Source organism: Zhengella sedimenti (genome assembly GCF_046506625.1).
In the GTDB taxonomy this organism is placed as follows: domain Bacteria; phylum Pseudomonadota; class Alphaproteobacteria; order Rhizobiales; family Rhizobiaceae; genus Zhengella; species Zhengella sedimenti.
This window is the reverse complement of record NZ_JBKFFP010000004.1, coordinates 289684-314686: the sequence shown is the minus strand read 5'-3', so window position 1 is coordinate 314686 and position 25003 is coordinate 289684. Positions and strand designations below refer to the sequence as shown.

The following is a 25003-nucleotide window of genomic DNA, read 5'->3' as shown; positions in this document are numbered from 1 at the left end:
ATTGGGCGTGAACGAACCGAAATCCATGTGAATGAAAGGTCTGCCTCGTGAGTGTCCTGTTCTCTCCGATAACCCTGAACGGTCTCACCCTTGAGAACCGGATCGTCGTTTCGCCGATGTGCCAATACTCCGCCGAGGACGGCTCGGCCAATGACTGGCACCTTGCCCATCTGGGAACGCTCAGCGCAGGCGGGGCGGGACTGCTTGTCGTCGAGGCGACGGCGGTGAGCCGTGAAGGACGCATCACCCATGGCGATCTCGGCCTCTATAGCGACGCCAATGAGAAGGCGCTTGAACGGGTCGTCGCGTTCTGCCGCGCCCATGGAACGGCAAAACTCGGAATCCAGATCAGCCATGCCGGGCGGAAGGCGTCGGCGCAGCGGCCGTGGGAGGGCGGCAGGGCGCTGAATGACGACGCGGGATCGTGGGAAACGATCGCGCCGTCGGCGCTGGCTTTCGGCGACAACTGGCATGTTCCCCGGGCGATGGACGAGGGGGACATGGCCCGCGTGGCCAGCGCCCATGCCGAAACCGCCCGCCGGGCCGCCCGGCTGGGCTTCGATCTTCTCGAAATCCATGCGGCGCACGGGTATCTCTTGCACCAGTTCCTGTCGCCCGTCGCCAACCGGCGCGCCGATGCCTATGGCGGTTCGCTTGAGAACCGGATGCGCTTTCCGCTGGAAGTCGTGCGCGCCGTGCGCGCGGCCTGGCCGCAGGAGCGTCCCCTGGGGGTGCGGATCACGGGCCATGACTGGGTCGAGGGCGGCATCGACACGGGCGAGGCGGCTGCCTTCGCTGCACGGTTGAAGACCGAAGGCGTCGATTTCGTCTGCGTCACCAGCGGTGCCATTTCGGCCAGCGCCATCCCCACGACAGGGCCGGGTTATCAGGTCGGTTTCGCCGAAGAGGTGCGCCGGGAAACCGGTTTGCCAACCCGTGCCGTGGGCCTGATCGTCACGCCGGAACAGGCCGAGCGTGTTGTCGCCGAAGGCAAGGCAGACATGGTTGCGCTGGCGCGCGCCTTTCTCGACAATCCTCACTGGGGCTGGATGGCGGCCCGTGCGCTTGGCGGCGAGGTCAGCCGGCCCGTCCAGTACCAGCGGTCCGGCGATGCCGTATGGCCGGGCGCGAATTACCCGAAACAGGGACTGTAGCGGTTCGGCACGCGGCCGATGACACAAGCCTGTCCGGCCCGGGAAGGTCTGTCATTCCATGACTTCGGATGGGAAACGCAGGGCGAAACCGGAGGGCAGGGTTCAGCCGGACCTTGCCGAGAAAATGCCTGACTGTACGTTCCAGGACCAGATCAGGGGCGGCTGATTTCAGACATGTCGATTTCCACGCGCCGGGAGAGGCTTTCAAGGCTGTCGTGGAGGAGTTGCAGCAGATAGGCCGGATTGTGAACATAGCCTCCCGCGTCCTTGGCGACGAACTGGTAGTTGTAGGCCGCCTTCAGCAGTCGCGGGGTCCAGCTTGCATACCTGTTTGCCATCACCGCGTCTTCCGGCGCGATCTGCCCATCCCCGTCAGTGTCCATGAAGAAGTAGGGAAAGCGGCCGTCCGCATAGACGATCGGCTGTCCCGCAACCTCGGCGGCGTATTTCCGTATCGCCTCGATCAATCGTGCATGGAGGCCGGAAATCTCCTGGTGAATCCCGCCTGATGCATCTCCATCGCCATCAAAGTCGGTATGGCGCGTGCGGATCGAGCGGATGTCGGTGACGCCTCCATGGCATGCGAAACAGCTTTCGGTCGCAACGGTGGTTGAATGGGCATCGTGGCAGGACGTGCACGTGCCTGCACTGGGAACATGCATGAACCGCCCGGCATAGGCCTTGCCCGGATATTGGTAACCGCCCTGCACATCAGACCCATGCATGACCGCTGCTGCAATTCCGTAATGGACGTTGAGGAAAGCAAGCGCCGGCTGGACCGTATCGTCGTCCAGGCCTGCGACGGCCTTGTCGACGCCTCCCGCGGATTGGCGCCCCTGATGACAAACCGAGCAGAGAGCGGAACTGCCGAGCCCGTTCACGACCGTACCGGAAGGGAAGGAAACGCTGTCGAGCGCGTGCGCAGCGCCGGTATGGCAGGAGGCGCAGCCGATCGGGGAGTTGATGGCCGAAGGTTTGTCCACAACACCTGCAGGACTTCCATCCGCGCCGAGGTAATCCAGGAAACCCTGCTCGGAGTGGCATGCGGCGCACGCCACAGGCACCTCGCCATCCTTGTTCCAGTAGGTGAACGAACGGGAATGATAATCGCCATGGGGCGCGGCCAGCCACGCTTCGACAATTGCGGAAAGCGCCTGGTTGTCGTCCGCGCTAGCCGGAACGGCTGCGCTCGCTATGCCCGCCAGGAATGCAAGGGTGAAACGGTTCAGTCTCCGGAAAAGCATTGCTTTCCTCCCATTGCCCAAGCCAATCTTTCAAATCCTGTCATGGAACGCGATGAATGCGTTGATCGCAATCAAGACAGAATGCCCATGTTTTCAGATAAGTTAAATCTTCATTTGGAAGAAACCGGATGTCGGAAAACGAATTGGACAGGATCCAGGCGGGTGCAAGGCTGAAACCGGTAAGGCAATTTCGCCTGCATGGCGGGATTCTGGCGCTGCTTTACGCAGGTGCGTGCTTTCTGGTCTTACTGCTGGCGAGCAGCCAGCAAACGGCACCGCTGGCGCGTCTGGAGCTTGCGGGCGCCGCGCTGGGCATGGCCGGTCTAGTCACCATGGCGATTCAATTCGTGACGTCGGGCCGCTTCAACTTCGTTTCGGGACATCTGGGCATCGACAAGATCATGACCTTTCACAAGGTCTCGGCACTATGGGTCCTCTCCGCCATCGTCCTGCATCCGTTGTTCTATGTGCTTCCGACCGCGTTGCATGATCCGGCTTTGGGCCTGGAAAGGCTGCAGGCATATCTGATCCTTCCTCATTACCGGAGCGGAGTGGTTTCTCTTGCCGCGCTGGCCGTGCTGGTTTCGACTTCGTTTTTGCGCGACCGTCTTCCATGGCGCTACGAAATCTGGCGGGCAAGCCATGTTGTCCTGGGTCTGACGGCTGTCGGTGCGGGACTCCATCATGCGCTGTCGGCGGGCCGGTTCAGTTCGGCCTGGCCAGTCCACATCGTGTGGTGGCTGACGGGCCTGGCGGTGCTGACGATTCTGCTTGTCCTCTACGGATGGCGCTGGTTCAGGCTTCACCAGAGGCCGTGGACCGTTGCGTCGGTCGTTCAACGTGCGGACCGCCTGTGGGAAATCGACATCCAGCCGCAATCGGGAAATCCTGGCTTGCGTTATCGCGCCGGACAGTTCGTCTGGATAACGGTCGGCCGCCACAGAATGCCTCTTTTCGACCATCCGTTTTCCATAGCCGACAGCCCCGGACGGCCCGGATTGAGCCTCATCATCAAGGAAGTCGGCGATTTCACCGGCAGCATCGGATCACTGGAGCCTGGCACGCCGGTCGGCATCGACGGACCGTATGGGGAATTCATCCTCGATGACAATGAAACCGGATGCATAGTTCTGCTGGCAGGCGGCGTCGGTATCGCTCCGATCATGGGACTGTTGAGGGACATGGTTTCCAGGCACGAGAAAAGGCCTGTACGCATGGCCTATGCCGTTGGCCGGCCGAGCAATTTCGCGTGCCTGGAGGAAATCGACGCAGCCAGGGAAGCGCTCGATTTCAAGGTTGTCCTGGTCAGTGAGGAAAGCGCTCCTGACTGGAATGGCGATACCGGCCGGATCGACTCGGCATGTCTGGCGCAACTGCTCGGTTCACTGGATCGGACGCAGGCCTGTGCCTATATCTGCGGTCCGGGGCCGATGGTGACCGCCACATCCGATGCGCTCCTCGACCTCGGCCTCAAGATGGACAACATACGGTATGAGCGCTTCGACTATGGCGGCGCCGCATCGTCCCGCCAGGATCGCCGCGACCTGGTTCGATACCTGAGCGTTGGCGCTGCCATTGCGGCCGGGATCGCCGTTTTCGCCCGCTATCTTTGAGGTCCGTTCGTTTGAACCCGGTCACCAGCCACGTGAACTGTGCCCAGAGCGGTTGCGAATGTTTCGGCCGATACCCATCTGCGTATTCACAGGAAACCGGAAGGACTTCCATCTCGGCCGTGGATGCGGGGGATTCATGAAAAACCTGTTGCTTGCAACCAACCTCAGCCCGAATTCGCAGCATGCGCTGGAAAGAGCCCTTCTGGTTGCCCGTATGCACCGGGCAGACCTGCATGTTGTCCACGTCGCGCCCAGTGCAGGGCAGGGCGCGGAAGAAGCGCTGAGCCGCCAGGTGGCGGCAGCCGTCAATTACCTTGAGTCGGCGCTTTGGGACGACTTCGGTGCAGGGTTCTCCCCGGCCTCGTTCAAGAGCGTCACGGGGGATCCAGTGCAATCGATCGTGGAAGAAGCCGCTGCTTGTGACGCGGACCTGATCGTCACCGGCCTCAGTGAAAGAGCCACGGGTGCGGGGTTCGTCGACGGCACGATCCTGGAAGGCGTACTGATGAGCAGCGCCCGGCCGGCGATTGTCGTCAAGGCGCGTCCGACCCGGCACTACGAGAACGTCATGGTGGGCCTCGACCTGACACCTTCATCGCGTCATGCCTATGCCATGGCGCTCAGGATCGCGCCGACAGCCGACTTTGCCATCGCGCATGCGAACGAGGGTGGCCGGGACCTCGCCGTCTTGCGAAAGGAACTGCTTCAGGCCGCAAGGCAATGCGTCGCAGAGGTGCGAAGGGATGTCGGGATGCATGAGGGTGCAATCGACATCCGGATCGAAGACGGAACGGTCTGCGACGTTCTCGCCCGTTGCGCGCGTAACTGTTCACCCGACCTGGTCGCCTTCGGCAAGCACAACAGGGCCTCGTCACACAGGCCCTATATCGGCAGCGGCGCGCGCGGTGTCCTTGAGATGCTCGATGCAGACATGCTTGTCGTCCCGCCCGCCAGGTGAGCCGGCACAGGCCGTTTCGTATCCTGGGGGTGACTTCAATCGCTCGATTTCCGGCACTGCGGCGATGGGTGCTGCAATGGATTACTGCCGCAGGCTCTCCAGCACTTCGGCGGTGATCTCGAAGGATCTTGTCCGCGCCGCGTGATCGTGGATCCAGCTGGTCACGATCAGTTCGTCCGGGGCATGTTTCGCGATGATCGCGCTGAAAGCGCTGCGCAGGGTTTCAGGTGCGCCGAACGCCGACACCGCCAGGTCTTCATTGACCCGCGCCAGGACATTTGGCGGGATGGTGGCTGTCACGTTTTCCATCGGCCTTGGCAGTTTTCCGCGCTGCCCTGTCAGCCGCCTGGCAAAGGACAGGATCTGTGAAGAGCGCAGGAATTCCGCTTCTTCATCGGTGTCCGCGGCACACGTGCTGGCTGCAATCATGACGCGGGGCTTTTGCAGCCACTCCGACGGACGGAAATTGCCGCGATAGACCGCCAGGGCGTCTGCGAGCGCCTGAGGCGCAAAATGCGACGCGAAGGCATAGGGCAGGCCCAGATGCGCGGCCAGTTGTGCGCCGTAAAGGCTGGAACCGAGGATCCAGACGGGAACATGGGTGCCGGCGCCGGGGATCGCACGGACGGGCGCGCCTTCCGGCACGTCGCCCAGATACGCCAGCAATTCCATGACGTCGTGCGGAAAACTGTCCGCCTGTTCCATGTAGCGCCGCAGCGCGCGCACGGTGTTCGCGTCGCCGCCCGGCGCACGCCCGAGGCCAAGATCGATCCGGTCCGGAAACAGGGTGGCCAATGTACCGAATTGCTCGGCGACGATGAGCGGGGCATGGTTGGGCAGCATGATCCCCCCGGAACCGACCCGCATCGTCCGGGTTGCGGCCGCGATCCTGCCGATCAGCACCACGGTCGCCGTACTCGCGATGCCGGCTATGTTGTGATGCTCGGCCAGCCAGAACCGGTCATAACCGAAGGCCTCCGCCTTGATGGCCAGATCGATCGTATTGGCGATTGCATCTGCCGCCTCAAGGCCTTCCGGGATTGGCGAAAGCTCGAGCAGCGAAAATCCGTCCATGGTGAAGCTCCGGTGTGGGTTGATTGGCGGCAGGGGTGCCGGCCCGAAAGAACGGCGAAGGAAGTGCGGGCTTCCTATGCAGGAGGCCAAACTGCCCCAGAAACTTGGCAGGGATCAAGGTGGCTTAGCTCTATGGCAACAACAGGATCCGACGCATGCCGGTTCCTGCGTCGGGGCAAGTGCTTCCGAAGTTCAAACCTATCATCCGGCCGCTGGAATCCAGCCTGGCGAGCGTCGATAGCCAATGAGATGCGGCGGCAAGTGACTGGCGGCTGCTTTGCCGGGATCCGCTTCCGCGTCTTCATGCTGCAGACAATGCATCGCATTGCGTGCAATTCAAGGAAATCAATGACATTTGCGATGCTTCCGGAATACCGGCAGAGATGATTGGCGCGCGCGACTGGCCGCCGCGTCGTTCATTGGTCTGGCAATCCGTGCATCATCCGCTGATGCATTCCGCGGACGCGGGCCACAAGGCGAGAAGACGGGGAGGCGGTTCTTGTCACGATTGCCGGAACCGTGCTTTCTTTCGGGATGCGCCCTGCTCTGATCGTCCTGGCTTTGCTTGCTGCCCTCATTGGCTTTGCAGTGCTCGGGCTGGTAATCGGCGCGTTTCTCGATCCGGCCGGCAGCATGTTCGCTGTCATCGGTTCAGTGGTCTGGACGACCTATGGTCCGTTCCTGTTGTTGGCCGCGATTGCGTCGTGCCTCGTTGGCATCGTCGCCATGGCGAACCGCATGAGACGGCTTGGAGGCCTTGCCCTGGCGGTGTCTGCGGCCGGCGCAATCGGGGCATGCTACATCCTTGTGCGGATCGGCCTTGCAGCGAACGCCGCAGGCGGATCGATCGACCTGCCCGCCACCCTCATGCTTGAAGAAATGAGCGAACCTGCGCCCGACATGGTCGAGACGGTTCGAACAGTGGCGGAAACGGACCTTCGCGCGGCTGTCTATCTGCCTGCGCCGAAGCCGGTTCCAGCACCGGTTATCGTCTATGTTCATGGCGGCGGCTTCAAGACGGGAACCTTTACCGAAACCGCTGCCGATCTCAGGTGGTTTGCCGACAGGGGCTGGCTCGTCGTCAGTGTCGAGTATCGCCTTTTTGCCCCCGGCGAACCGACATGGGACAAGGCGCCGGACGATGTGGCATGCGCGCTTGTCTGGACCTACCAGAACGCGGAACGGTTCGGTGGCGACAGGAAACGCATTGCCCTGCTCGGCGATTCCGCGGGTGGAAACCTCGCCATCAACACCGGCTTTGCGGTGGCTGCCGGCGAAGCGGCGTCGTCCTGCGGGAACGATATTCCGGTGCCGGCGGCGATCGCGGTCCAGTATCCTGCTGTCGATCCCGTCAGTATCTATGAGGATGGTTATCCGGTACCCGGTTTCGAACCGAAAATGCTCATCGAAGGATATGTCGGCGGCCCGCCCGGCCAATATCCTGAACGCTTGGCCGCGGTATCTTCCAGGTCCTATATCAACGAAAAGGCGCCTCCCACGCTCATCATCCTGCCGGAAAAGGACAGCCTGGTGGTGCCACAGGGAACATTGTCGTTCGTCCGGGAAGCCAGGTCTGCGGGATTGGATGTCGAATTGGTGCGGATTCCGTTCGCAAACCACGTCTTCAACCAGATCGCGGCGAATTCGCCCGGAAACCAGATCGGCCGTACGGTTCGGTTGCGGTTTCTCCAGCAAAACGTCCGCTGACGCCGAGGTCCGCTTCAGGCGGCCTGGCAAGAAGAACCGGTTGCATCCATCAGGCCGTGTGGCGTCTCGCTTTGGATGACGGCGACTTGCGCAGCGCACGGGCGATGTCCCGTCTGTATTCAGCCGGATCGAGTTCCAGTCCATATCGCGGGCTGTCCGGATAAAGCCGGGCAATCCGTTCGCGTTCCCTTGTCATCGCGGCACGCATTTCGTCCGCGTCCGGTACGGCAATCTCACCGCTTTCCACACCCGCGATCCATTCGGCCTGGTCGTCCATCATCCGGACATTGCCCCCGCCCGATACGTTGAAGAAGCCGATGAAATACAGGCCGGCAATGCCCGGCTTCGCCATCCGCAGATACAGCCCGGACCATTTGCCTTCCATCGGCGCGTGGCGGTCTTCGAGGAATGGTGTCTCGACCTCGTAGCCCGTCGCGGCGATCATCGTGTCATAGCGGCCGGTGGTTCCGTCGACGAACCTGACCTGCTGGCCGTCCACACTGGCAATGCCCGGCCGCGCGCTGATCCGGCCCCAGATGAATTGCCCGATCAGCAGGTGATGTCCGGCGGGATGCGTGCGCTTCTTCGGGGTGACGAAGCCCCATTGCTCCATGCTGCCATGCGCGATGCGGGCGATGGTGGTGCGTATCCACCGGCGAATCGGCCAGGGCATCCACGGCTTCTCCAGCCGGCCCAGAACCCGGCTTGTCGGGACGCCTAGAAACATGCGTGGCATCAGAAGGACCGGCGACCGGGCCGCCATGGTGACCGAGCGCGTCATCGTGCAGATGTCTGCGGCGATGTCGCATGCGCTGTTGCCGACGCCGACCACAAGGACGTCTTCGTCCTTGAACGGCTCGGGGACACGGTATTGGTGCGCGTGAAGGTACCTGCCGGTGAAATCCTTCGCAAAGGGCGGGTGACGCGGGACACTCTGATGCCCGGAGCCGACGACAACGGAGTCGAAGGATTCGCTCGTTCCGCCGTCGAGTTCAATTGTCCAGCCGTCGCCGGCCTGGCTGACACGGACAACCCCGGTGTTGAACCGGATCCGCTCGACGAGTCCGAAATGGGCCGCATACGCCTCGAAATAGGCTGTCATCTGCCGGTGATCGGGATAAAGCGGGCCGTCTTCGGGAAACGGGAAATCGCGATAGGCCGTTACGCGGGCTTCTGAATTGCAGTGCAGCGACGCGTAGGCCGCCGTCGATCCGTCCTCGTCATAGACCCAGAGGCCGCCGATACGGTCACTCTTCTCGAAGATCGTGACGTCGAAGCCCTTCTGCATGAGGTGTTTGGCGGCGCACAGACCCGCAGCCCCTGCGCCAATGACCGCAATCCTGCGCGCTGTCATGCGGACGCCTCCTGTTCCGCATCGTATCCGGCGCGGGGTATCATGCCCAGGAGATTGCGTGAAAATCCGCCGTCAACGTTGATTTCGGCGCCGTTGACGTAGGCCGACCGCCCGGAGGCCAGGAACAGGACGACCTCGGCCACTTCGGCGGGTGTGCCGATCCGGCGCAACGGAACCGCCGCGCTGCGGGATTCCATGACGCCCGGACGGGAATACATCGGCCGGCTGAGTTCGGTCAGGATCATGCCGGGGCAGACCGCGTTGCTGCGCACGCCGTCCGGTCCCCATTCGACGGCCAGTTGGTGCGACAGCATCGCCACGGCTGCCTTGCTGGTCGAATAGGCGCCGGCATGGGGCGTGGGAAAGGTCGAGGCGATCGATGCAATGTTGATGATGGACCCCTTGCCGCCGGCCCGCATCGCCGCGCCGAAGGTCCGGGCGCACAGGAAATAGCCCGTAAGGTTCACATCCAGAACCGAAGTCCAGTTTTCCGGCGTGGTGTCGCCGATCGGGCCGGGACGGATCATGCCGGCATTGTTGACGAGGATGTCGGCGGGACCAAAGGCATCGAGGGTGTGAGCGCCGGCCGCGCTCACCTGGCCGGCGTCCGATACATCGCACACCAGCGAATGGCACTCGCCGCCTTGCGCCCTGATCTCGGCCCCGGCTTCATCAACGGCCCTCTTGTCCCGGTCGAGGAGAACAAGTCTGGCGCCATGCGATGCAAGGGTTCCTGCAACTGCCCGCCCGATGCCGCTGCCGGCTCCCGTCACGACGGCAACCTTGCCGTTCAAGCCGAATCCGTTTTCCGATGCACTCAATGCGATGGCCTTTCCAGCGAGATTGGCGCCGCCGCGGCGCCCTGATGATGAATGCGAATGATATTTTTTATAAATCATTAGACCAAACGCCTGGGTTCGTCTACCATTTGAACCGGCGATATCTGCGTCCCGGACACGTTCATGCTGAAACTCTACGGAACCCTGAATTCGCGGGCCTCGCGCGTCGTCTGGCTCGCCTTGGAACTCGGTACGGAATTCGTGCATGTTCCGGTGGTGCAGGCGAGCCGGCTGGCGCACCCGACAGGCCCGGATGCGCCGTTGAACACCGCTTCCCCCGCGTTCCGCCAGATCTGCCCGATGGGCACGATTCCGGTGATCGACGACGACGGGCTGGTATTAGCCGAGTCGCTGGCCATCAACCTCTACCTTGCGCGCAAGGCACGGCACAGCCCTGTCGCCCCGCGCAACGATGATGAGGACGGGCTGGCGGTCATGTGGAGCCTTTGGGCCGCGACCATGTGCGAGCCGCACGGCGTCGCCATTCTTGTCAACCGGGTCATCCGGCCACCGGAAGAACGCGACGACGATGCGCTGGGTACCGCAATTGCGGCCATGGAGGCGCCCTTGCGCCATCTTGGCGAGGCGCTGGAGACAGGGGAGGGTTATCTTGTGGGAAAGAGGTTCACCGTGGCTGATCTCAACGCCGCCGAGGTCCTTCGCTACGCCCAGCCAGCCGGCGCACTGTTCGATCCGCATCCGGGCGTGTCGGACTGGCTGTCACGCTGCCAGTCGCGCCCAGCCTTCCGGGAGATGATGTCCCGGCGCGCGGCCGAGCCCTTGCCGGAGAACTGGCGCGATGCCTACCGGCCTTTGCGGAGGGAAACCGGATCATGATCCTGCGCAATTCCATCCGCCGAAGGATCGAAAGCGGTGATGTGGCGCTGGGCCTCATCGTCAGGCTCGTGCGATCTGCCGAAATCGCGATGATCTGCCGGGCAACCGGTCATGATTTCCTGTTCATCGACACACAGCATGCCGTCTTCAGCCGCGAAACCATCGCCGCGATGATCACGGCTGCGCGCGGGCAGGACGTTGCAGCGCTGGTCCGTTTGCGCGGGTATGACGACGCGGATGCATCGCTTTTTCTGGATGCCGGAGCAGCCGGTTTGATCGTGCCGGATGTGAACACGGCCGGGCAGGCCCGCCAGATCGTCGCGGCCGCCCGGTTCGCGCCAGAGGGAAGGCGGTCGCTTCCCGGGCCGCTGGTGCAGTTCGACTACCAACCGCGCGATGCGCGCGAGGCCATGGACCTGGTGAATGCCGACACGCTGATCGTCTGCATGATCGAGACAGCCGAAGCGCTGGCGAACATCGAGGAGATCGCGGCGGTTCCGGGCGTTGACGTTCTCCATGTCGGCTGCGTCGACCTGTTGCTGGCGCTCGGCAGGCCCGGTGAATTCGGCTGCCCGGAAATCCTCCAGGCAATCGACCGCGTGGCCGACGCGGCATCCCGGCACGGAAAGGTGCTGGGAATCGGTGGCGACCGCGACCCGCGCCGGCGGGCAGGCTACGTGGCCCAGGGCGCCCGGTTCCTGACCACGGAGACCGATATCGGCCTGCTCATGGGCGCCGCCGCACGCGCGGTCGCCGACATCCGCGGGAGTCTGGATACATGAAGGTCGCAACCCTCGATGTCTGGACACCGCGCATCCGCGACATCGTCCGTGCCGCGCTGCCGGACGGGTTCGAGATCGAATTCGCGCAGAGCTACGACCCCGGGGAACAGACCGCGCTGGTTCGGGACGCCGATTTCGTGCTGGCGGGTTGGGCCGAGGTGACCGGCGACATGATCCGCCAGGCGCCGCGCCTCCGGCTGATCCAGAAATGGGGTATCGGCGTCGACCGCATCGACCTGCGGACCGCCGAGGAGGAGGGTGTCGCGGTGGCGATCGCGGCCGGCTCCAATGCAAGCCCCGTGGCGGAGCATGCGATCATGCTGATGCTGGCGGTCTACCGGCGGCTTGCGGAAGTGGACGCCGCATTGCGGCAGGGGGACTGGCTGTTTCCGAAGATGCGGGAGCGCTGCTTCCAGCTTCGCGGCAAGACGGTTGGCCTGATCGGCTTCGGCCATATCGGCCGGATGGTGGCCCGCAAGCTTGCCGGTTTCGATGTCGAGATCGTCTATTACGATCCCGTGCGGGCCGGGCCGGCGGTGGAGAGCGATCTCCGTGCACGTCTTGTCGATCGCGATACGCTGCTGGAACGCAGCGACATCGTCAGCCTTCACTATCCCGGAGGCGAGGAAAACAGGCACTCGATCGAAGCGGCGTCGCTGGCACGAATGAAGCCGGGTGCCGTTCTGATCAACACGGCGCGCGGGGAACTCGTCGATGAGGCGGCGCTTTGCGCGGCGCTCGCCACCGGTCATCTCATGGGGGCAGGGCTCGACACGTTCGATCCGGAACCGCCCACGAGGGATGCAAGAATCCTCGGCTTCAAGCAGGTCGTCCTGACACCCCACACGGCTGGCAGCGTCGTCGACAATGTCGAAGGTGTCGCCCGCCACGTTTTCGCGAACATGGTGCGGTTTCTTGACGGCCAGGACGTGGCCGAAGCCGACAGGGTCGTGACGCCCGCGATGCCCAGGCGTTCATGACTGCATCCGGCGCAGCGGGTGATGGCGGGAGGGTCGCAGCGCAACGGCCGCATCCGGGTTTCAGCCGGACGGATCGGTGTGCAGGATGTGCGGCCCCAGTTCGTCCAGACGGGCACAGCCTGTCATCGCCATGGTGTAGTCGAGTTCGCGCAGCAGGATTTCCAGGGCGCGGCTGATACCGGTTTCGCCACCGGCGGCCGCACCCCAGAGCGGCGCCCGTCCGATCATGACGGCATTCGCGCCCGAGGCGATGGCCTTGGCGATATCGCTGCCGCTCGCGATGCCGCTGTCGACGATCAGTTCCATGCGGCCGTCAACCCGGGCTGCAATCGCGGGCAGCACATCGAGGGGCGCGGCCGATGTGTCCAGGTTTCGTCCTCCGTGGTTGGAAACCACGATGGCATCGGCTCCGGCCTTGGCAGCCTGCAGGGCTGTCTTTTCGTGCAGAACGCCCTTGATGACGAACTTCCCGGGCCACTTCCGGCGTAGTTCCTTGACATGAGACCAGTCGAGCCGGGCATCCAGCATGGCCGAGGCCGGAGGACCCTGTGTGATCTTCGGCCGGCCGGGCATGTTTTCAAAGCGGGGAAGGCCGCCCTGCAAACGGTAACGGATGATGACATTGACAAGCCAGCGCGGATGCATGGCCATGTCGAGCAAGGCTCTCGCTGTCGGATGGAAGGGCAGGGAAAAACCGTTCACGGTATTGTAGTGGCGGTCGGGCGTGACGGGCGTGTCAATGGTCACGACGAGGGTTTCAAAACCGCTTTGCCACGCGCGCTCCAGGAGCGGGAAGGTAAAACCGGTATCGGGGGACGCGTAGAGCTGAAACCACAGCGTGCCGCCGGCTTCGCCGCCGACCTGTTCGATGGAGTTGAATGACCGCGTCGCCATTGTGAACGGGATTCCAGCCGCCGCGGCAGCACGCGCAAGCGCGAGATCTCCGTTCGGCCAGACCAGGCCGGCCGCTCCCGTGGGCGCGATGATCATCGGTGCCGCGTGGACGTTTCCCAGGATCCGGGCGGCGGTGCTGCGCGAGCCGCAACCGGTCAGGCCGAGCGGGCGGAAACGCATGCGGGCATAGGCGGCGCGATTGTTGAGAAGCGCCGTCTCGTTCCCTGTACCGCGGTCGATGAATTCGAACAGGCCGCGCGGCAACCGCCGCCGTGCAAGCGCCCGCAATCCTTCGATCGTCCTGATGCCGGCCAGGCCCGGCGCTGTCACGTATCGCCCCCGGTCATCATCGCATCAGTTGTAACCGGCCAGACGCGGCAGGAAGAGCGTCAGTTCCGGGAACGCAATCAGGATGGCGAGCATCGTGACGTCGAAGACGAGAAAAACGAAGAGGCCGCTGAACACGCGATGCACCGGTACACCCGTCACGCTGGATACGACGAAGCAGTTCAAGCCCATCGGCGGTGTCACCAGGCCGATCTCGACCGTCTTGATGACAAGGACGCCGAGCCAGACAGCGTTGAATTCGAGCCCCTGCAGAACCGGGAAGATGATCGGCAGCGTGAGCACCAGTATCGCCAACTGGTCAAGGAAGAAGCCGAGGATCAGCAGGGCAACCATGATGATGGCAAGAACCACCCAGCGGTTCAGTCCGGATGCCTGGACATATTCCAGCAGACCTTGGGGCACACGGGTCAGGGTGATGAAGATGCCGAAGACCGAGGCACAGGCGATGATGGTCAGGATCATGGCACTGCTTCTGGCGGTGCGGACGATCGCCTGCAGCGCGCTTTCCCTTGTGAGCCTGCGCATGGTCAGGGCAATGACGAAAGCAAGCGTGGCGCCGACTGCGCCGACTTCGGTCACGGTGATCGCGCCGCTGTAGATGCCCGCCAGCATCGCGACCATCAACAGGACGACGGGCCAGACCGTGCGCAGGGAGAGCATGCGTTCGCTGAGCGTGCTGCGCTCGGGTGCGACGGGTGCAAGTTCGGGATTGCGGCTCACGGACACCTTGATTGCGGCGACGAAGCCGGCTGCGGTGAGGATGCCGGGGATGATGCCCGCCATCAGGAGAGCGCCAACGGATGTTTCGGTCAGGATGCCGTAAATGATGAGCGTGACGCTGGGCGGGATCAGGATCGCCAGCGTTCCCACGACGGCGAGGGACGCGGTGGAAAAGGAATCCTTGTAGCCGTACCGCTTCATTTCCGGATAAGCGGCGCTGGCGAGCGTGCTCGCGGCGGCCGTGCTCGACCCGGTGACGGCGGCGAGCATGACACCGCCGCTGATTGCCGCGTAGCCGAGGCCGCCGCGCAGATGCCCGAGCCACTTGTATGAGGCGTTGAAGATGTCGCGGGTGAAGCGCCCGGAAGTCAGGAATTCACCCATCAGGATGAACATCGGCAGGGTAGAGAGGGTATAGGCCGCGACGGTCTCATAGGGCGCCGAAGCGAGAACGCCGATCACGGGAAATGTCCCGCCGACCAGCCAGATGCCCAATATGCCCGTCGCCAGCATTGCAAATGCGACAGGCGCTCCATTGACCAGAAGAAGAAACAGCAGCGCGGTCACCGCCAGGAATGTTCCCGTCATTCAAGTGGCTCCGTCTGGTGGATGTCCTGCGGTGCAAACAGTTCGAATGCCAGCCTGATCGACAGCCAGGCCGAGCCGAGCGCAACCCAGACGTAGCTCCAGTACATGGGAAACTGGATCGATCCGAGCGTGGTTTCCCTGACGGCGAACTTGTGGATCGCCTCCTGTCCGGAAATCCAGGCCAGCAGTCCGAACGCGGCAAGCGCACAGGCGACGTTGAGCCGTTCCGACAGGTGCCAGGGAATGCGGTTGAGAAGCGGCGCGAAAGCAACCAGACGGATATGCCCGCCTTTCGCATAGGTGGCGGGCATGCCCATGAAGGTCAGCGCCACCATGGCGAAAAGCGAGGTGAATTCGTAATTGCCGGACAGGGGATTGTTGAAGATGTATCTCCCGGCCGCATCGACCGTGATCGAGAGGACCATGGCCACCACCGCCAGGACGGCGATGGCCATGAAGAGCTTGTCCCCCAGGTCGAGGACCCTTCGGATCATCTTGCGGCTTCCTCGGCGACGTATGTCTTGAAGGTTTCGAGGATTTCGGCACCCGGCAGGTTGCGCTGCGCCATCTGGTCGAGCCATTCCTGCTGGACCACGAGCAGGCGCTCATTCATCTGGGCCTGAACCTCTGGCGACAATTCATAGACTGTCTTGCCCATCTCCTTGAGCTCAGCCTTCGATTTCTCGTCGCCGTCGATATAGGACTGCGCCACGTTGACCCCGGTTTCCTCTCCGGCCTTGAGCAGCACGTCCCGGACATTGTCCGGCAGGCTCTGCCAGCGGCGCTCGTTGATGAAGAGACCGAAGGCGACGTTGCCGAGGCTGGCATCGGTCGTCCAGGAGTTGAGCAGGGTGTGGGTTTTGTAGGTGAACTGGCTGGCAATGTTGGAAATCGCCCCGTCAACCACCCCGCGTTCCAGCGCGAGATAGAGATCGGTCGGCGACATCTTCACGCCAACCGCGCCGAGTGAACTGGCAATGAGTTCGCCAGTGGCGCCAGCGACCCGAAGCTTCTTGCCCTTGATCTGCTCGAGGTCGGTTACCGGTTCGTTCCCGGTGAGCATGAGCTGGTATGGCGTGACCACGAAGTTGAAGACGGGCCGCACGTTGAGGGGCGCATATTCGACGTCCATCAGGTCATTCTGCGCCAGGCGCCTGAAGGCACGCGCACCGACGGTTGCGTCCGTGAACAGGCCCGGCAATTCGACGGCGGTCGAAAGGGGAACCTTTTCCGTGACATAGACGAGACCGACGACAGCCAGATCGGTCAGTCCGTTGGATACGGCATCGAGCTGGCCGGCCGCCTTGGCAAGCTGTTCGCCCGGATAATGTTCGAACTTGACGAGTCCCGGCGCGAGTTCCTCGACCCGTTTCATGAAAAACTGGGCACCCGATTTCGACCCGACATGGGTGATGGGAAAGTGTTCCGATATCTTGAGCGTCACTTCCTGGGCGCTTGCGGTAACGGCCGTGAAAAGCGCGGCGCACATGGCGCCTATGTAGACCAGCTTCATTGTCGTCTCCTCCATTTGTGTTTCGGGCGCGGATGTCGGAGCGTCGGACAGAAAAATTATTTAGTCAATATATTATCGGACCAAAGTGCAAAGAAAAGCCGCAGGATGGGGAATCCTGGCGGCATGTCGTGAAAACAGGTTCGGCGCGCGATCACAGCCGGCGTCACCGGGCCGGCTTGACGGAAACCGATGGTGATGCCCGGAATCTACTGATCATGAATGCCGGCCGATCACCGGCGACGGGACATCGCGGGCATCAGCGTGCGGACGGGCGGCACGAAGCCTGCCGGACTCAGTAGGCGGTCCACCCACCGTCGTTGGCGATCAGGGCACCGGTGAGGTAGCTCGCCTCGCGGGAGGCTGCGAAGAGGATGACGGCGGCCTGCTCCCACGGGGTGGACAACCGTGCGATCGCGGCGCGCGGCTTTACCGCCGGGCGTGGGCCGTCGGTTCCGGCGGGCGCGGCGTGTCCGGAAAGAAAGGCCATCGCGCGTTCCAGCATCGGCGTATCGGTAGGTCCCATGTTCACAGAGTTGCAGCGGATGCCAAAGGGAGCATAATCGATGGCCATTGCCCGGGTCAGCCCGTTTATCGCGTGCTTGCTCGCGACATAGGCGGGCGTGCCCGCGCTGCCGGTCAGGCCCGTGGTCGACCCCACGTTGACGATGGCGCCACCCCGGCCCTGTTCCACCATCCGCGCCGTCTCCGCAGCGCAGGCGAACATCGTACCGAACACGTTGATCTCCATCGTACGGCGCAGGTAGGTATCGCTGGCCAGATGGATCGGCGCAGGCTGACCGTCGCGGCCACCATCCATGACGCCGGCGGCGTTGATGGCGACGTCGATACCGCCGAAGGCGTCGACGGCGGCCATGACCATCGCCGCGCAGTCCTCGCGTCGGGTGATGTCGGCGCAGATGCCAAGGGCACGGCCACCCGCGGCGACGATATGGTCCGCCGCCTTGCGAACCGCATCGCCGTTTATGTCGCAGAGAACGACGGAAGCGCCCTCGCGCGCGGCGCGTTGCGCGCAGGCCAGCCCCATGCCGCCGCCGGAGCCGGTTACCAGAACGACCTGCCGGTCGAATCGGCCTGGGGTGAAAGTCTCGGGAGCGACGGGTTCGATGGTCATGCGGGTTTCCTCAGCGATGCGGGGCCCTGCCCGCCATGAACCTTGGTTGCGTCCACCGTCTCGCGAATGGCTTGCGCGATGTCGCCCGGGCCGTAGCCGAGGGCGGTCATCGCCGGTTCAGGGTCAATGTACAGTTCCGCTTCCTGCCAGAGGGCGACGTCTTCCGGGTCGTAGCCGGTCTCGATGCCGGCCGCGGCAAGTCGGGCGCGCTGGTCCAGGGCGGCGGCACGCTGCGCATCCGGATCGACCGCAACGAAGTCGGGCGCAACACCCAGCGCATCGGCGAAATGCCCATAAATCGACCGGTAGGAGAGGTTTTCGCCGCCGATCGGCCATGCCGTTCCAAGCCCTTCGCGTTCCACGGCACCGGCGGCCGCCATCGCAACCTGTTCGGCCGTCACGCAGGCGGTTCCGCCCCCGGGCACCGGCACCGGACCGTCCGCCGCGACCTTGTCCATGAGATAACCCCAAAGTGTGCCGCGACCGGGCGCCCCGCCGAAGATATAGGGCAATTCCAGGACATCGACGCCGATGTCGTTGCCGGCAAGCGCGAAGGCATCGTCCATCTGCTCTTGCCGGGAGAGCGGATAGGGGTTGCGCGACAGGTCCACGAGGCCGGGGCATTCGCGGGCGAGTGTCGTGTAGTAGGAGCCGAAGATCACCAGCCGCTGCGCACCGGCTTGCCGCAGGGCAGGGACGAGCCTGCGGATCGGCGCGACATTGTGGCGGCGATAGGCCTCGATGACCGGCGCCTTGCCAGAGAAGCGGCCATCGGCGCCTGCGGCGTGGATGACTGCGTCGGCGCCATCCAGAAGCCTGGCGAGATCCGCTTCGGTGGACGTCTGGATATCGAAGACTACTGTCGCGACGCCGGCGGGCATTGTGCCCGGAGCAGGGGTGTCGAGGCCGGCAGCGACAACTTCATGCCCGCGGGCGAGCAACGCCCGGCACGTGAAGAAGCCGAGAAAGCCGGTTCCGCCGATCATGATCACACGCATCGTCCCGACCTCCGCCTTGATGCGCCCGGGTCGTTGCCGGCCATTCTCTCTTGGGAATAGTCGCGCTCGCTTGCGCCGCCAACGGGTGGCATGCCCATATTGGGCATGTGGGCCGCAGCAATTGGGCAGCAGCAATCCGGTTGGGTTCCGGGGGGCACAATCACAGCGCCAGCGGCGGCGTCATGCCGTTTTTCTCGAGATCCCACCGGGCGTGCCAAAGTCCGGCCGTTCGTTCGAGGATGAGGTAATTCCGCTCCGCGACATAGCGGTGTCGCTGGCCTGGAATGCGCTCGATCCGGATCGGATATTCCGGCAACGGATCCTCGCCCAACCATGCGAGCGCGCCGAGGAAGCGCGCCCACCCTTTCGGCGGCGCACGATGCGCGATGCCGGAAGCAACCAGCTGGTTGAGGTGCAAGCCGTCCTCGAATTCCATGACGGCGCGGGTCGCCAGGTGGATTTCGCCGGATACGGACGTGATGTCGTGGCCGTCTTGTTGTGCAAGGTCCCTGACAAGCCGAAGCATCCGGCGCCATTCTTCGCGGTGGGCGCGGCTTTGCCATTGGTCGCGCAGATCGTCTTCGTATTTCTGCATCCGCGGGATCAGGACCATCACCGTCTCGAGCAGCGACAGGCGGGGCCCAAGCAGAGGCACACTGGACATCAGCAGGGTGCGCCCTTGCATGTCCCGCTTCGCCTCGCCCTCCATCATCGCCCAACCGCCCGATCCCATGATCTGGCGCCGCGTGCGCTCGGATCGCATGTCGGGTGCCAGGATGCGCAGGCCGGGTCCATGGATCGCCCAGCCCAGATGCTGCCCCGCCGGGTCGGCGAAACGGGCGGGCAGGTCGCCATCACCCGCCGCCTGCTGAAAAGCGAGGAAGCTCTCGCGCGCCACCGCGAACAACAATTGTCCGACCGGGGAAGAGGTGCGTGATTGCCGGAGCGACCCCCAACCGTCGCAGATATCATGATCGTCCCACTGCATGAGCGAGGGGATGCGGGCCGCGAGCCATGCGAACTGCGGCGCGGAATAGAGCGCGCGATAGCGTTCGAGGAACCGTTCGCGCAGGTGGTGCTTCAGGTCGGCCAGAGCGGCGCGCGACGGGTCGCGCGGGATTTTTTCCGGCCAGTCGCGGCTGAGTTCATGCCCTTCGGTGACCTCGTCGGCATAGACCTGGTCTCCCCCGTGCAGCATCAGCGCGAAAGGCACGCGCCGGTGTTCGTCGAGCAGACGCGCCCACATGGCGTTCCGCTCGGAGCCTTCACGGCCCATGTCTCCTGTCTCTTCCCCGTTGCAGGAGACGTAGGCCAGTCGAAGATCGCCGGTAAGGTCGCTGGCGACCTCATAGGTGTTGCCGTTCCAGGAATAGGCCGAAGGACGGTCTGCGGGCAGCATGAAGCGGCTGCGCCACACCGTCGCGCGGTCGTAGCTGGAAAGGGGAACCGCGGGTGCCTCGCCACCGGGCGCGATGACCGGCGCGGGCTGTTCGTCCTTCGCCATGACGAACAGGGCCGACAGGCGCAGGACGCCGTCCGAGACATCATCGAGGATCAGGACCGGACCGACCGGCGCTTCATGTTCCAATGCCATGCGCGGTCAGGTAGTGCCGAAGGCCGGGTTCTTCAATTCCGGCTGCCCGACGGGCGGCTCCCGTGCCTGTGAAGAGCAAGTGCGGGACCTGTCCCGGACCGCATGGCTGCGGACAGGCAAGGCGACGGACATTCCCGGCAGAAAGGCCGATGGACACATCACGCCTTGTGAAACTCCTCCGCAGCGCGTACCCTGCCGAGGCTTCTTCCAATGGCCGTTTCGGCGATCATGGGTGCTGCATGTCCCGCGGTACCGGTGGATGATCAGGTTTTTCTGCCGTTCTGGCGCGTTTCTACCAAATGAATTGTGAGATATTCGAATGGATACAGGTGTAGTTCGTACTTACGATGGCCGCAAAGGCCTGGGTGCCATCAAGCCCGATGATGGCGGAAAAGACATCATGGTCGATATCAAGGCGCTGGATCGGGCAGGGCTTGGCGGCCTGGTCACGGGTCAGGCCATCCTGTTCGACATCGAGACCGATCATTTCGGCCGTGCCCATGCCGTCAACCTGGTGATCGCCAAACAGGGCCAGGCTTGAATACGGCTTCGCTCCAACTGGAATCCCGTTCGAAAAAATAATCTGGTTCCGGCGGTCGAAAAAATAAAAACGAAATATTTTTCATCAGTCCTTGTTTCGAACACAATAATTTCTTAAATGTAACGCATCGATCTTGCTTGTCGAAGTTTGTTTTTGGCGCAATGCGCCCGCGGCGATATTCCTCTTTCAGAATCGATTTGTAGCGGTTTGTCATTTTCAAGAATGGCAGCCAAATTACTTTTTGTGCGATTGAAAGGAAATCGTCATGACAACCGGAACAGTCAAGTTCTTCAACACCTCAAAAGGCTTCGGCTTCATCACGCCCGAAGACGGCAGCAAGGACGTATTCGTCCACATCTCTGCGATCGAACGCTCGGGCATGGCGACGATCAGCGAAGGCCAGAAGCTCAGCTACGAAGTGATGCCGGATTCCAAGACCGGCAAGAGCGTGGCCGAACACATCAGGGTAGCCTGAGCCAAAGTTCCCGACCGGTGACCACGGATGTACTGGCACCAATGGTCGAGAGAGAAGGGCCGGGCAGACGCCCGGCCTTTGCATGTTCCAACAGTGGCAGGGGAGCAGAAATGACGGAAAGCACGACGCTCCGGACTTCGTTCAAGCCGATGATGTCCAAATCGGAAACGAAAGCGGAGATAACAGACCGGACAGCGCGATCCATCATCGAAACCGAGGCACGTGCACGTCGTGCCAAGACGGAGAAGCTTCGGAAGGTGCGGCTGGCCAGTGAAACCGAACCCTCCGCAAAAGGCGCATGAGGGTCCATCGGGAAAAACGTGACCGAGTATTGTGGATACCAAGCGCCTTGTTTCGACGGTTGACGTCTTCTGTGCGATATCGAGATCATCCAAATGCTCAAGCAATTCACATCTGATCCCGTATTGATCGTGGCGTCCATGATCATCCTTGGTCTGGCATCGGCCTTTATCTACATCGTCATGACCAGCATCACGATCTGACTACCGCCGGCGTTTGAGGACGTCGATGCAGGCATGTTCCTCGGGGCCTGGGCCTTCGGCCTGTCGGCCATGGTCCCCTGACCAACCCGGCCAATCCGGAATGCGCCGAGACCGATGGCGCCACCGACACCACCGGTTGGAACATGATCTCAAACCTCCGTTTCAGCGTCCTGGACTGCCGACAGCGCAGTGCTATCACGATATAATTCAGCAAAATATAATATATAGACGCATTTGTTCGCTCGCCATGAGAGGCGCGCTGACAATGTCCTCGCTTCCGTCCAACACGCCTCGATCAGCGCCTGGTTGCGACGTCACGAGCCGGTGACCTGGGGCGTCCATTGTTGCGCGGCGTGGATCTCTGAATGGGTTTGAGCCGCTCGGCCATATGGCGCGCGCGTTCGCCTGGGCGGCGCAGTGCTCGCAAGGATGAAAGGGCCGCGAGGGCGGTGACGCTTTGGCGGTGCACAGGATATGGTGTATCCGGGCTGGCCGGGGCCTGCCGGCGGAGCCGATCCCGAGCAGGAGGAAAAGCATGGATAACAGCGCAACACGCGTTGCGGTCGTGACCGTTGGTGCCGACGGCGTGGGTCTTGCCACGGCGCGCCGTTTCATGGCTGCCGGTTACGAGGTTGCCATACTCGATATTGACGGGGACAAGGCGCAAGGCCGTCTGGAGGAGGGGGCTGCAAGTTTTGCCCTTGCCTGCGACGTTGCCTGTGAAAGCAGCGTGCAGGAAGCGATAGCGGCGATTACCGCGCGCTTTGGCAGGATCGATGCGGTTGTGAACAATGCCGGCATCGGCAGCGGCCACAAGCCCACGCTCGAACAAGACGCCGAGGAGTTCACGCGGGTACTCGATGTCCATTTGCGCGGAACATTCCTCGTTTCCAGGGAAACTGCGCGCATCATGATGAATGGAGGAGGCGGGTCTATCGTCAATCTCTCATCCATTGCGGGTGTCGTCGGCCTGCCGCGCCGGAATGCCTATGGCGCGGCGAAAGCCGGCATTTCCCAGATGACGAAGTCGATGGCCTGCGAGTTCGCCGCCAAGGGCATCCGTGTGAACGCGGTCGCGCCCGGCTTCGTCAAGACAGCCCTGGTTCTCAAACTGCGCGACGAAGGTTTCGTGGATTTCGATAAACTCGCGTCCCGCACACCCATGGGCCGTCTGGCCGAACCGGAAGAGATTGCCGAGACGATCCATTTCCTCAGTTCGCCGGCCGCCAGTTATGTCACGGGCGCGGTTCTCTCGGTCGACGGTGGATGGGCTGCATTTGGCGATGCCGGCCTTGCCAGCGCCGGCAGTGGTTCTTGAGGGGTCGCACACGGTTTCCGGCCGGCCCGAACCGGGAGCCGCGATGTCGTTCGCCGGACCCGCATCCGATGGGTCATCCAAGGCAGCGGCGCGTCACACATTCCGGTTGGAGCGCGGGTTCAGGCCAGTGGCGAGAATGCCAGCGGGCGGATGAGGGCATGGGCGATCAGGCCGCCGGTATCTGCCGTCAGGCTGTCGAAAGAACCGGACCGGAGTGTGACATGCCGACCGGGTTCTTCCCCTGAAACGGTCCGGAACGCCCCCAGGATGGCGTCGCCGTCAAGCCTGGTTTCCGACAGCGAAAGCGAATTGAGCGTGGCTGCGAACATCGGCGCGCCGGCCTCCTCGTTCGCATGGGCCTGGCGCCGCGATGCGATGACCGCGTCCAGCGCGGCGGACGAACGCTCCAGCGCCATGAAGCGGTTGGCCTGGCCGGTGACATCGGCGAAGGCGCCGGGAATGAAGTCCTCCATCCAGGCGCGATCCCCGGCCAGCGAAGCCCGGCAGGCATCGCGCTCGGCGAAATCCTCATAGATCCACAGATGCTCGATCCGGTTCAGCCGGCCGGTCTCCGCCATCCAGTATCCGCCCATCGGCAGGTGGCGCGTGACGAGCGACAACCCGAAGGTCCGGAAGAACTCCAGGTAGACCGGCGCCTTGCCGGGTTTCAGGTCATAGGTCCTCAGTTCGAAAATCATGCTGGCGGTTTCCTGTCGTGTGCGACCGCATCGTGCCTTCGCCGGGCGGGATGGAAATGGACGAAATCGCTTTTCTCTTGCACGATCCTTCCGCTCAGACGCGCCGCGTCGTGGCGGCATCGGTGCGGAACGTGCCGGGCGGCACGCCGACCCTTTGCGAGAAGAAACGGTTGAAATAGGCCGGATCATCATAGCCGATGGCGTGACCGATCTCGGCGACGGTCATCTCGGTATAGAGCAGGTTGCGCTTGGCTTCGATGATGACCCGCTCATGCAAGAGTTCCGAGGCCGTGCGCCCGGCCCTTGCCTTGCAGGCCGTGTTGAGGCGCTGTGTCGATATGCCAAGCGACCGGGCATAGAAGGTGAGACCCTTCTGGCTGCGGAAATGCGCCTCCAGGGCGCCGCGATAGCGGGTGACGATCTCGAAGTCGCGGTCACGGCGCGCATGCGTGCCCGATAGCCGGGTCTCGCTGAGCCGAAGCAGGGCAACCAGCACCAGCAGCATGTGGGCGCGGATGGCCATGCGCCGGCCGACCTCCTCCCAGCGCGCCTCGTTCTGGATTTCCTCGAATGCAGCCCCGAGCTTGTCCACCATGGGGCTGCCGGCTGGAAGCGTATGCGCGGCAGGCTGCCGGGTGACATCGACAAGCCGATGGTCCCCGCCGGCCACGGCTTCCACGAAGCTGACGGCCGCCGTGATGACGCGGCCTTCCGTTCCGGGCCTGAAGCGGATTTCATGAAGCGAGCCTGCCGGCTGGACAACCAGCGCCGGGCTTTGAGCGGAATAGTCCGCGCCTTCGATGGAAAAGGCGCCATGGCCATCCGCGATCCACAGGAATTGCACGTGGTCGGGATGGACATGGGGGTGAATAATCCAATCGTGGCGCATGGAGCGTTCGCGGATCGGCTCGACATGCAACGTGTCGAGATCCTGGTCGCGCTGTTCGTCACCGTAAAGGAAAAAGCTGGGAACCGGCCCCTTGGCATGTGTGCTCACGCGTTGCAACATCCTCCCTGGCGGCAATTGCGCCTCGCCATCTTGCGATGAATTGTCCAATAAAAAACAGGTCCTGTCCATTGGCGCCGCCGCCTGGCTTCGGCGTTATCGGATGCAGGTTGCAAGAGGAGGAGGCGAGGGC

The 25003-nt window shown here is 63.1% G+C and carries 24 protein-coding genes; 10 read left to right on the top strand and 14 right to left on the bottom strand.

Going from position 1 to position 25003, the window contains the following annotated elements; translation table 11 throughout:
• Positions 1-47 precede the first annotated feature (47 nt).
• Positions 48-1154: an NADH:flavin oxidoreductase/NADH oxidase gene (locus tag ACLB6G_RS13480; protein WP_410356698.1), complete on the top strand. Its 1107-nt coding sequence runs from the start codon at positions 48-50 to the stop codon at positions 1152-1154.
• Between the two features lie 152 nt (positions 1155-1306).
• Here the strand turns inward: ACLB6G_RS13480 and ACLB6G_RS13475 are convergent, their stop codons facing one another.
• A complete protein-coding gene (locus tag ACLB6G_RS13475; protein WP_410356697.1) occupies positions 1307-2212 on the bottom strand; it encodes a cytochrome c3 family protein in 906 nt (301 codons plus the stop codon).
• Between the two features lie 314 nt (positions 2213-2526).
• Here ACLB6G_RS13475 and ACLB6G_RS13470 point away from each other — a divergent pair, with 314 nt between their 5' ends.
• Both ACLB6G_RS13470 and ACLB6G_RS13465 read left to right on the top strand, forming a co-directional pair.
• Positions 2527-4011 carry a ferredoxin reductase family protein gene (locus ACLB6G_RS13470; protein ID WP_410356696.1) on the top strand — a complete coding sequence of 495 codons (1485 nt, stop codon included), beginning with the start codon at positions 2527-2529 and terminating at the stop codon, positions 4009-4011.
• A 136-nt stretch (positions 4012-4147) separates the two neighbouring features.
• Positions 4148-4969 carry a universal stress protein gene (locus ACLB6G_RS13465; protein ID WP_410356695.1) on the top strand — a complete coding sequence of 274 codons (822 nt, stop codon included), beginning with the start codon at positions 4148-4150 and terminating at the stop codon, positions 4967-4969.
• Between the two features lie 81 nt (positions 4970-5050).
• Here the strand turns inward: ACLB6G_RS13465 and ACLB6G_RS13460 are convergent, their stop codons facing one another.
• Complete coding sequence (locus ACLB6G_RS13460; protein ID WP_410356694.1) at positions 5051-6043, bottom strand: LLM class flavin-dependent oxidoreductase; 993 nt, start codon at positions 6041-6043, stop codon at positions 5051-5053.
• 534 nt (positions 6044-6577) lie between these two features.
• Between ACLB6G_RS13460 and ACLB6G_RS13455 the strand changes: the two genes are divergently transcribed.
• A complete protein-coding gene (locus ACLB6G_RS13455) occupies positions 6578-7750 on the top strand; it encodes an alpha/beta hydrolase (RefSeq protein WP_410356693.1) in 1173 nt (390 codons plus the stop codon).
• A gap of 49 nt (positions 7751-7799) precedes the next feature.
• Here the strand turns inward: ACLB6G_RS13455 and ACLB6G_RS13450 are convergent, their stop codons facing one another.
• Both ACLB6G_RS13450 and ACLB6G_RS13445 read right to left on the bottom strand, forming a co-directional pair.
• Positions 7800-9104: a flavin-containing monooxygenase gene (locus ACLB6G_RS13450; RefSeq protein WP_410356692.1), complete on the bottom strand. Its 1305-nt coding sequence runs from the start codon at positions 9102-9104 to the stop codon at positions 7800-7802.
• Positions 9101-10150 carry an SDR family NAD(P)-dependent oxidoreductase gene (locus ACLB6G_RS13445; RefSeq protein ID WP_410356691.1) on the bottom strand — a complete coding sequence of 350 codons (1050 nt, stop codon included), beginning with the start codon at positions 10148-10150 and terminating at the stop codon, positions 9101-9103. Before ACLB6G_RS13445 ends, ACLB6G_RS13450 begins: the two co-directional genes overlap by 4 nt.
• On the opposite strand from ACLB6G_RS13445, the gene ACLB6G_RS13440 reads away from it, so the two are divergent.
• The 3 genes from ACLB6G_RS13440 to ACLB6G_RS13430 are packed head-to-tail and all read left to right on the top strand — an operon-like array spanning position 10067 to position 12542.
• Positions 10067-10780, top strand: coding sequence for a glutathione S-transferase family protein (locus ACLB6G_RS13440; protein WP_410356690.1), 714 nt, complete (start codon positions 10067-10069; stop codon positions 10778-10780). The genes ACLB6G_RS13445 and ACLB6G_RS13440 overlap by 84 nt on opposite strands.
• Positions 10777-11562, top strand: a complete 786-nt coding sequence (locus ACLB6G_RS13435; RefSeq protein WP_410356689.1) for an HpcH/HpaI aldolase family protein — start codon at positions 10777-10779, stop codon at positions 11560-11562. Before ACLB6G_RS13440 ends, ACLB6G_RS13435 begins: the two co-directional genes overlap by 4 nt.
• Positions 11559-12542: a 2-hydroxyacid dehydrogenase gene (locus tag ACLB6G_RS13430; protein WP_410356688.1), complete on the top strand. Its 984-nt coding sequence runs from the start codon at positions 11559-11561 to the stop codon at positions 12540-12542. The genes ACLB6G_RS13435 and ACLB6G_RS13430 overlap by 4 nt, the downstream gene beginning before the upstream one ends.
• A 60-nt stretch (positions 12543-12602) precedes the next feature.
• Here ACLB6G_RS13430 and ACLB6G_RS13425 read toward each other — a convergent pair whose 3' ends face one another.
• From ACLB6G_RS13425 to ACLB6G_RS13395, 7 genes are all read right to left on the bottom strand, one after another.
• Entirely contained in the window at positions 12603-13766 is a 1164-nt protein-coding gene (locus ACLB6G_RS13425) for an alpha-hydroxy acid oxidase (RefSeq protein WP_410356687.1), read from the bottom strand.
• Between the two features lie 24 nt (positions 13767-13790).
• A complete protein-coding gene (locus ACLB6G_RS13420; RefSeq protein ID WP_410356686.1) occupies positions 13791-15092 on the bottom strand; it encodes a TRAP transporter large permease in 1302 nt (433 codons plus the stop codon).
• Positions 15089-15586, bottom strand: coding sequence for a TRAP transporter small permease (locus tag ACLB6G_RS13415; protein WP_410356685.1), 498 nt, complete (start codon positions 15584-15586; stop codon positions 15089-15091). Before ACLB6G_RS13415 ends, ACLB6G_RS13420 begins: the two co-directional genes overlap by 4 nt.
• A complete protein-coding gene (locus ACLB6G_RS13410; protein ID WP_410356684.1) occupies positions 15583-16605 on the bottom strand; it encodes a TRAP transporter substrate-binding protein in 1023 nt (340 codons plus the stop codon). Before ACLB6G_RS13410 ends, ACLB6G_RS13415 begins: the two co-directional genes overlap by 4 nt.
• A 292-nt stretch (positions 16606-16897) precedes the next feature.
• Complete coding sequence (locus tag ACLB6G_RS13405) at positions 16898-17737, bottom strand: SDR family NAD(P)-dependent oxidoreductase (protein ID WP_410356683.1); 840 nt, start codon at positions 17735-17737, stop codon at positions 16898-16900.
• On the bottom strand, positions 17734-18735 hold the full coding sequence (locus ACLB6G_RS13400; RefSeq protein WP_410356682.1) for an NAD-dependent epimerase/dehydratase family protein: 1002 nt from the start codon (positions 18733-18735) through the stop codon (positions 17734-17736). Before ACLB6G_RS13400 ends, ACLB6G_RS13405 begins: the two co-directional genes overlap by 4 nt.
• A 160-nt stretch (positions 18736-18895) precedes the next feature.
• Positions 18896-20329 carry an alkaline phosphatase D family protein gene (locus tag ACLB6G_RS13395; RefSeq protein ID WP_410356681.1) on the bottom strand — a complete coding sequence of 478 codons (1434 nt, stop codon included), beginning with the start codon at positions 20327-20329 and terminating at the stop codon, positions 18896-18898.
• Positions 20330-20648: 319 nt separating this feature from the next.
• Between ACLB6G_RS13395 and ACLB6G_RS13390 the strand changes: the two genes are divergently transcribed.
• Positions 20649-20870, top strand: a complete 222-nt coding sequence (locus tag ACLB6G_RS13390) for a cold-shock protein (RefSeq protein WP_410356680.1) — start codon at positions 20649-20651, stop codon at positions 20868-20870.
• Positions 20871-21135: 265 nt separating this feature from the next.
• Complete coding sequence (locus ACLB6G_RS13385; RefSeq protein WP_410356679.1) at positions 21136-21345, top strand: cold-shock protein; 210 nt, start codon at positions 21136-21138, stop codon at positions 21343-21345.
• Here ACLB6G_RS13385 and ACLB6G_RS13380 read toward each other — a convergent pair.
• Positions 21332-21787 (bottom strand): hypothetical protein, encoded by a 456-nt coding sequence (locus tag ACLB6G_RS13380; protein WP_410356678.1) that lies wholly within the window; start codon positions 21785-21787, stop codon positions 21332-21334. The genes ACLB6G_RS13385 and ACLB6G_RS13380 overlap by 14 nt on opposite strands.
• A gap of 596 nt (positions 21788-22383) precedes the next feature.
• Here ACLB6G_RS13380 and ACLB6G_RS13375 point away from each other — a divergent pair.
• Positions 22384-23166 carry an SDR family NAD(P)-dependent oxidoreductase gene (locus ACLB6G_RS13375; protein WP_410356677.1) on the top strand — a complete coding sequence of 261 codons (783 nt, stop codon included), beginning with the start codon at positions 22384-22386 and terminating at the stop codon, positions 23164-23166.
• A 119-nt stretch (positions 23167-23285) separates the two neighbouring features.
• On the opposite strand, the gene ACLB6G_RS13370 is transcribed toward ACLB6G_RS13375, so the two are convergent.
• Together ACLB6G_RS13370 and ACLB6G_RS13365 are read right to left on the bottom strand one after the other, a co-directional pair.
• On the bottom strand, positions 23286-23864 hold the full coding sequence (locus ACLB6G_RS13370) for an NIPSNAP family protein (RefSeq protein WP_410356676.1): 579 nt from the start codon (positions 23862-23864) through the stop codon (positions 23286-23288).
• A 94-nt stretch (positions 23865-23958) separates the two neighbouring features.
• The gene (locus ACLB6G_RS13365) at positions 23959-24861 is read right to left on the bottom strand and encodes a helix-turn-helix domain-containing protein (protein WP_410356675.1); all 903 of its coding nucleotides are present in this window, start codon (positions 24859-24861) and stop codon (positions 23959-23961) included.
• Between the last annotated feature and the right edge of the window lie 142 nt (positions 24862-25003).

Excerpts from the sequence above, each read along its gene's own strand:
- ACLB6G_RS13470 (WP_410356696.1), top strand. The coding sequence starts at position 2,527 with ATGTCGGAAAACGAATTGGACAGGATCCAGGCGGGTGCAAGGCTGAAA.
- ACLB6G_RS13465 (WP_410356695.1), top strand. The coding sequence starts at position 4,148 with ATGAAAAACCTGTTGCTTGCAACCAACCTCAGCCCGAATTCGCAGCAT.
- ACLB6G_RS13460 (WP_410356694.1), bottom strand. The coding sequence starts at position 6,043 with ATGGACGGATTTTCGCTGCTCGAGCTTTCGCCAATCCCGGAAGGCCTT.
- ACLB6G_RS13455 (WP_410356693.1), top strand. The coding sequence starts at position 6,578 with ATGCGCCCTGCTCTGATCGTCCTGGCTTTGCTTGCTGCCCTCATTGGC.
- ACLB6G_RS13450 (WP_410356692.1), bottom strand. The coding sequence starts at position 9,104 with ATGACAGCGCGCAGGATTGCGGTCATTGGCGCAGGGGCTGCGGGTCTG.
- ACLB6G_RS13440 (WP_410356690.1), top strand. The coding sequence starts at position 10,067 with ATGCTGAAACTCTACGGAACCCTGAATTCGCGGGCCTCGCGCGTCGTC.
- ACLB6G_RS13445 (WP_410356691.1), bottom strand. The coding sequence starts at position 10,150 with ATGCACGAATTCCGTACCGAGTTCCAAGGCGAGCCAGACGACGCGCGA.
- ACLB6G_RS13435 (WP_410356689.1), top strand. The coding sequence starts at position 10,777 with ATGATCCTGCGCAATTCCATCCGCCGAAGGATCGAAAGCGGTGATGTG.
- ACLB6G_RS13430 (WP_410356688.1), top strand. The coding sequence starts at position 11,559 with ATGAAGGTCGCAACCCTCGATGTCTGGACACCGCGCATCCGCGACATC.
- ACLB6G_RS13420 (WP_410356686.1), bottom strand. The coding sequence starts at position 15,092 with ATGACGGGAACATTCCTGGCGGTGACCGCGCTGCTGTTTCTTCTTCTG.
- ACLB6G_RS13415 (WP_410356685.1), bottom strand. The coding sequence starts at position 15,586 with ATGATCCGAAGGGTCCTCGACCTGGGGGACAAGCTCTTCATGGCCATC.
- ACLB6G_RS13410 (WP_410356684.1), bottom strand. The coding sequence starts at position 16,605 with ATGAAGCTGGTCTACATAGGCGCCATGTGCGCCGCGCTTTTCACGGCC.
- ACLB6G_RS13405 (WP_410356683.1), bottom strand. The coding sequence starts at position 17,737 with ATGACCATCGAACCCGTCGCTCCCGAGACTTTCACCCCAGGCCGATTC.
- ACLB6G_RS13400 (WP_410356682.1), bottom strand. The coding sequence starts at position 18,735 with ATGCGTGTGATCATGATCGGCGGAACCGGCTTTCTCGGCTTCTTCACG.
- ACLB6G_RS13395 (WP_410356681.1), bottom strand. The coding sequence starts at position 20,329 with ATGGCATTGGAACATGAAGCGCCGGTCGGTCCGGTCCTGATCCTCGAT.
- ACLB6G_RS13390 (WP_410356680.1), top strand. The coding sequence starts at position 20,649 with ATGGATACAGGTGTAGTTCGTACTTACGATGGCCGCAAAGGCCTGGGT.
- ACLB6G_RS13385 (WP_410356679.1), top strand. The coding sequence starts at position 21,136 with ATGACAACCGGAACAGTCAAGTTCTTCAACACCTCAAAAGGCTTCGGC.
- ACLB6G_RS13380 (WP_410356678.1), bottom strand. The coding sequence starts at position 21,787 with ATGGACGCCACGATCAATACGGGATCAGATGTGAATTGCTTGAGCATT.
- ACLB6G_RS13375 (WP_410356677.1), top strand. The coding sequence starts at position 22,384 with ATGGATAACAGCGCAACACGCGTTGCGGTCGTGACCGTTGGTGCCGAC.
- ACLB6G_RS13370 (WP_410356676.1), bottom strand. The coding sequence starts at position 23,864 with ATGATTTTCGAACTGAGGACCTATGACCTGAAACCCGGCAAGGCGCCG.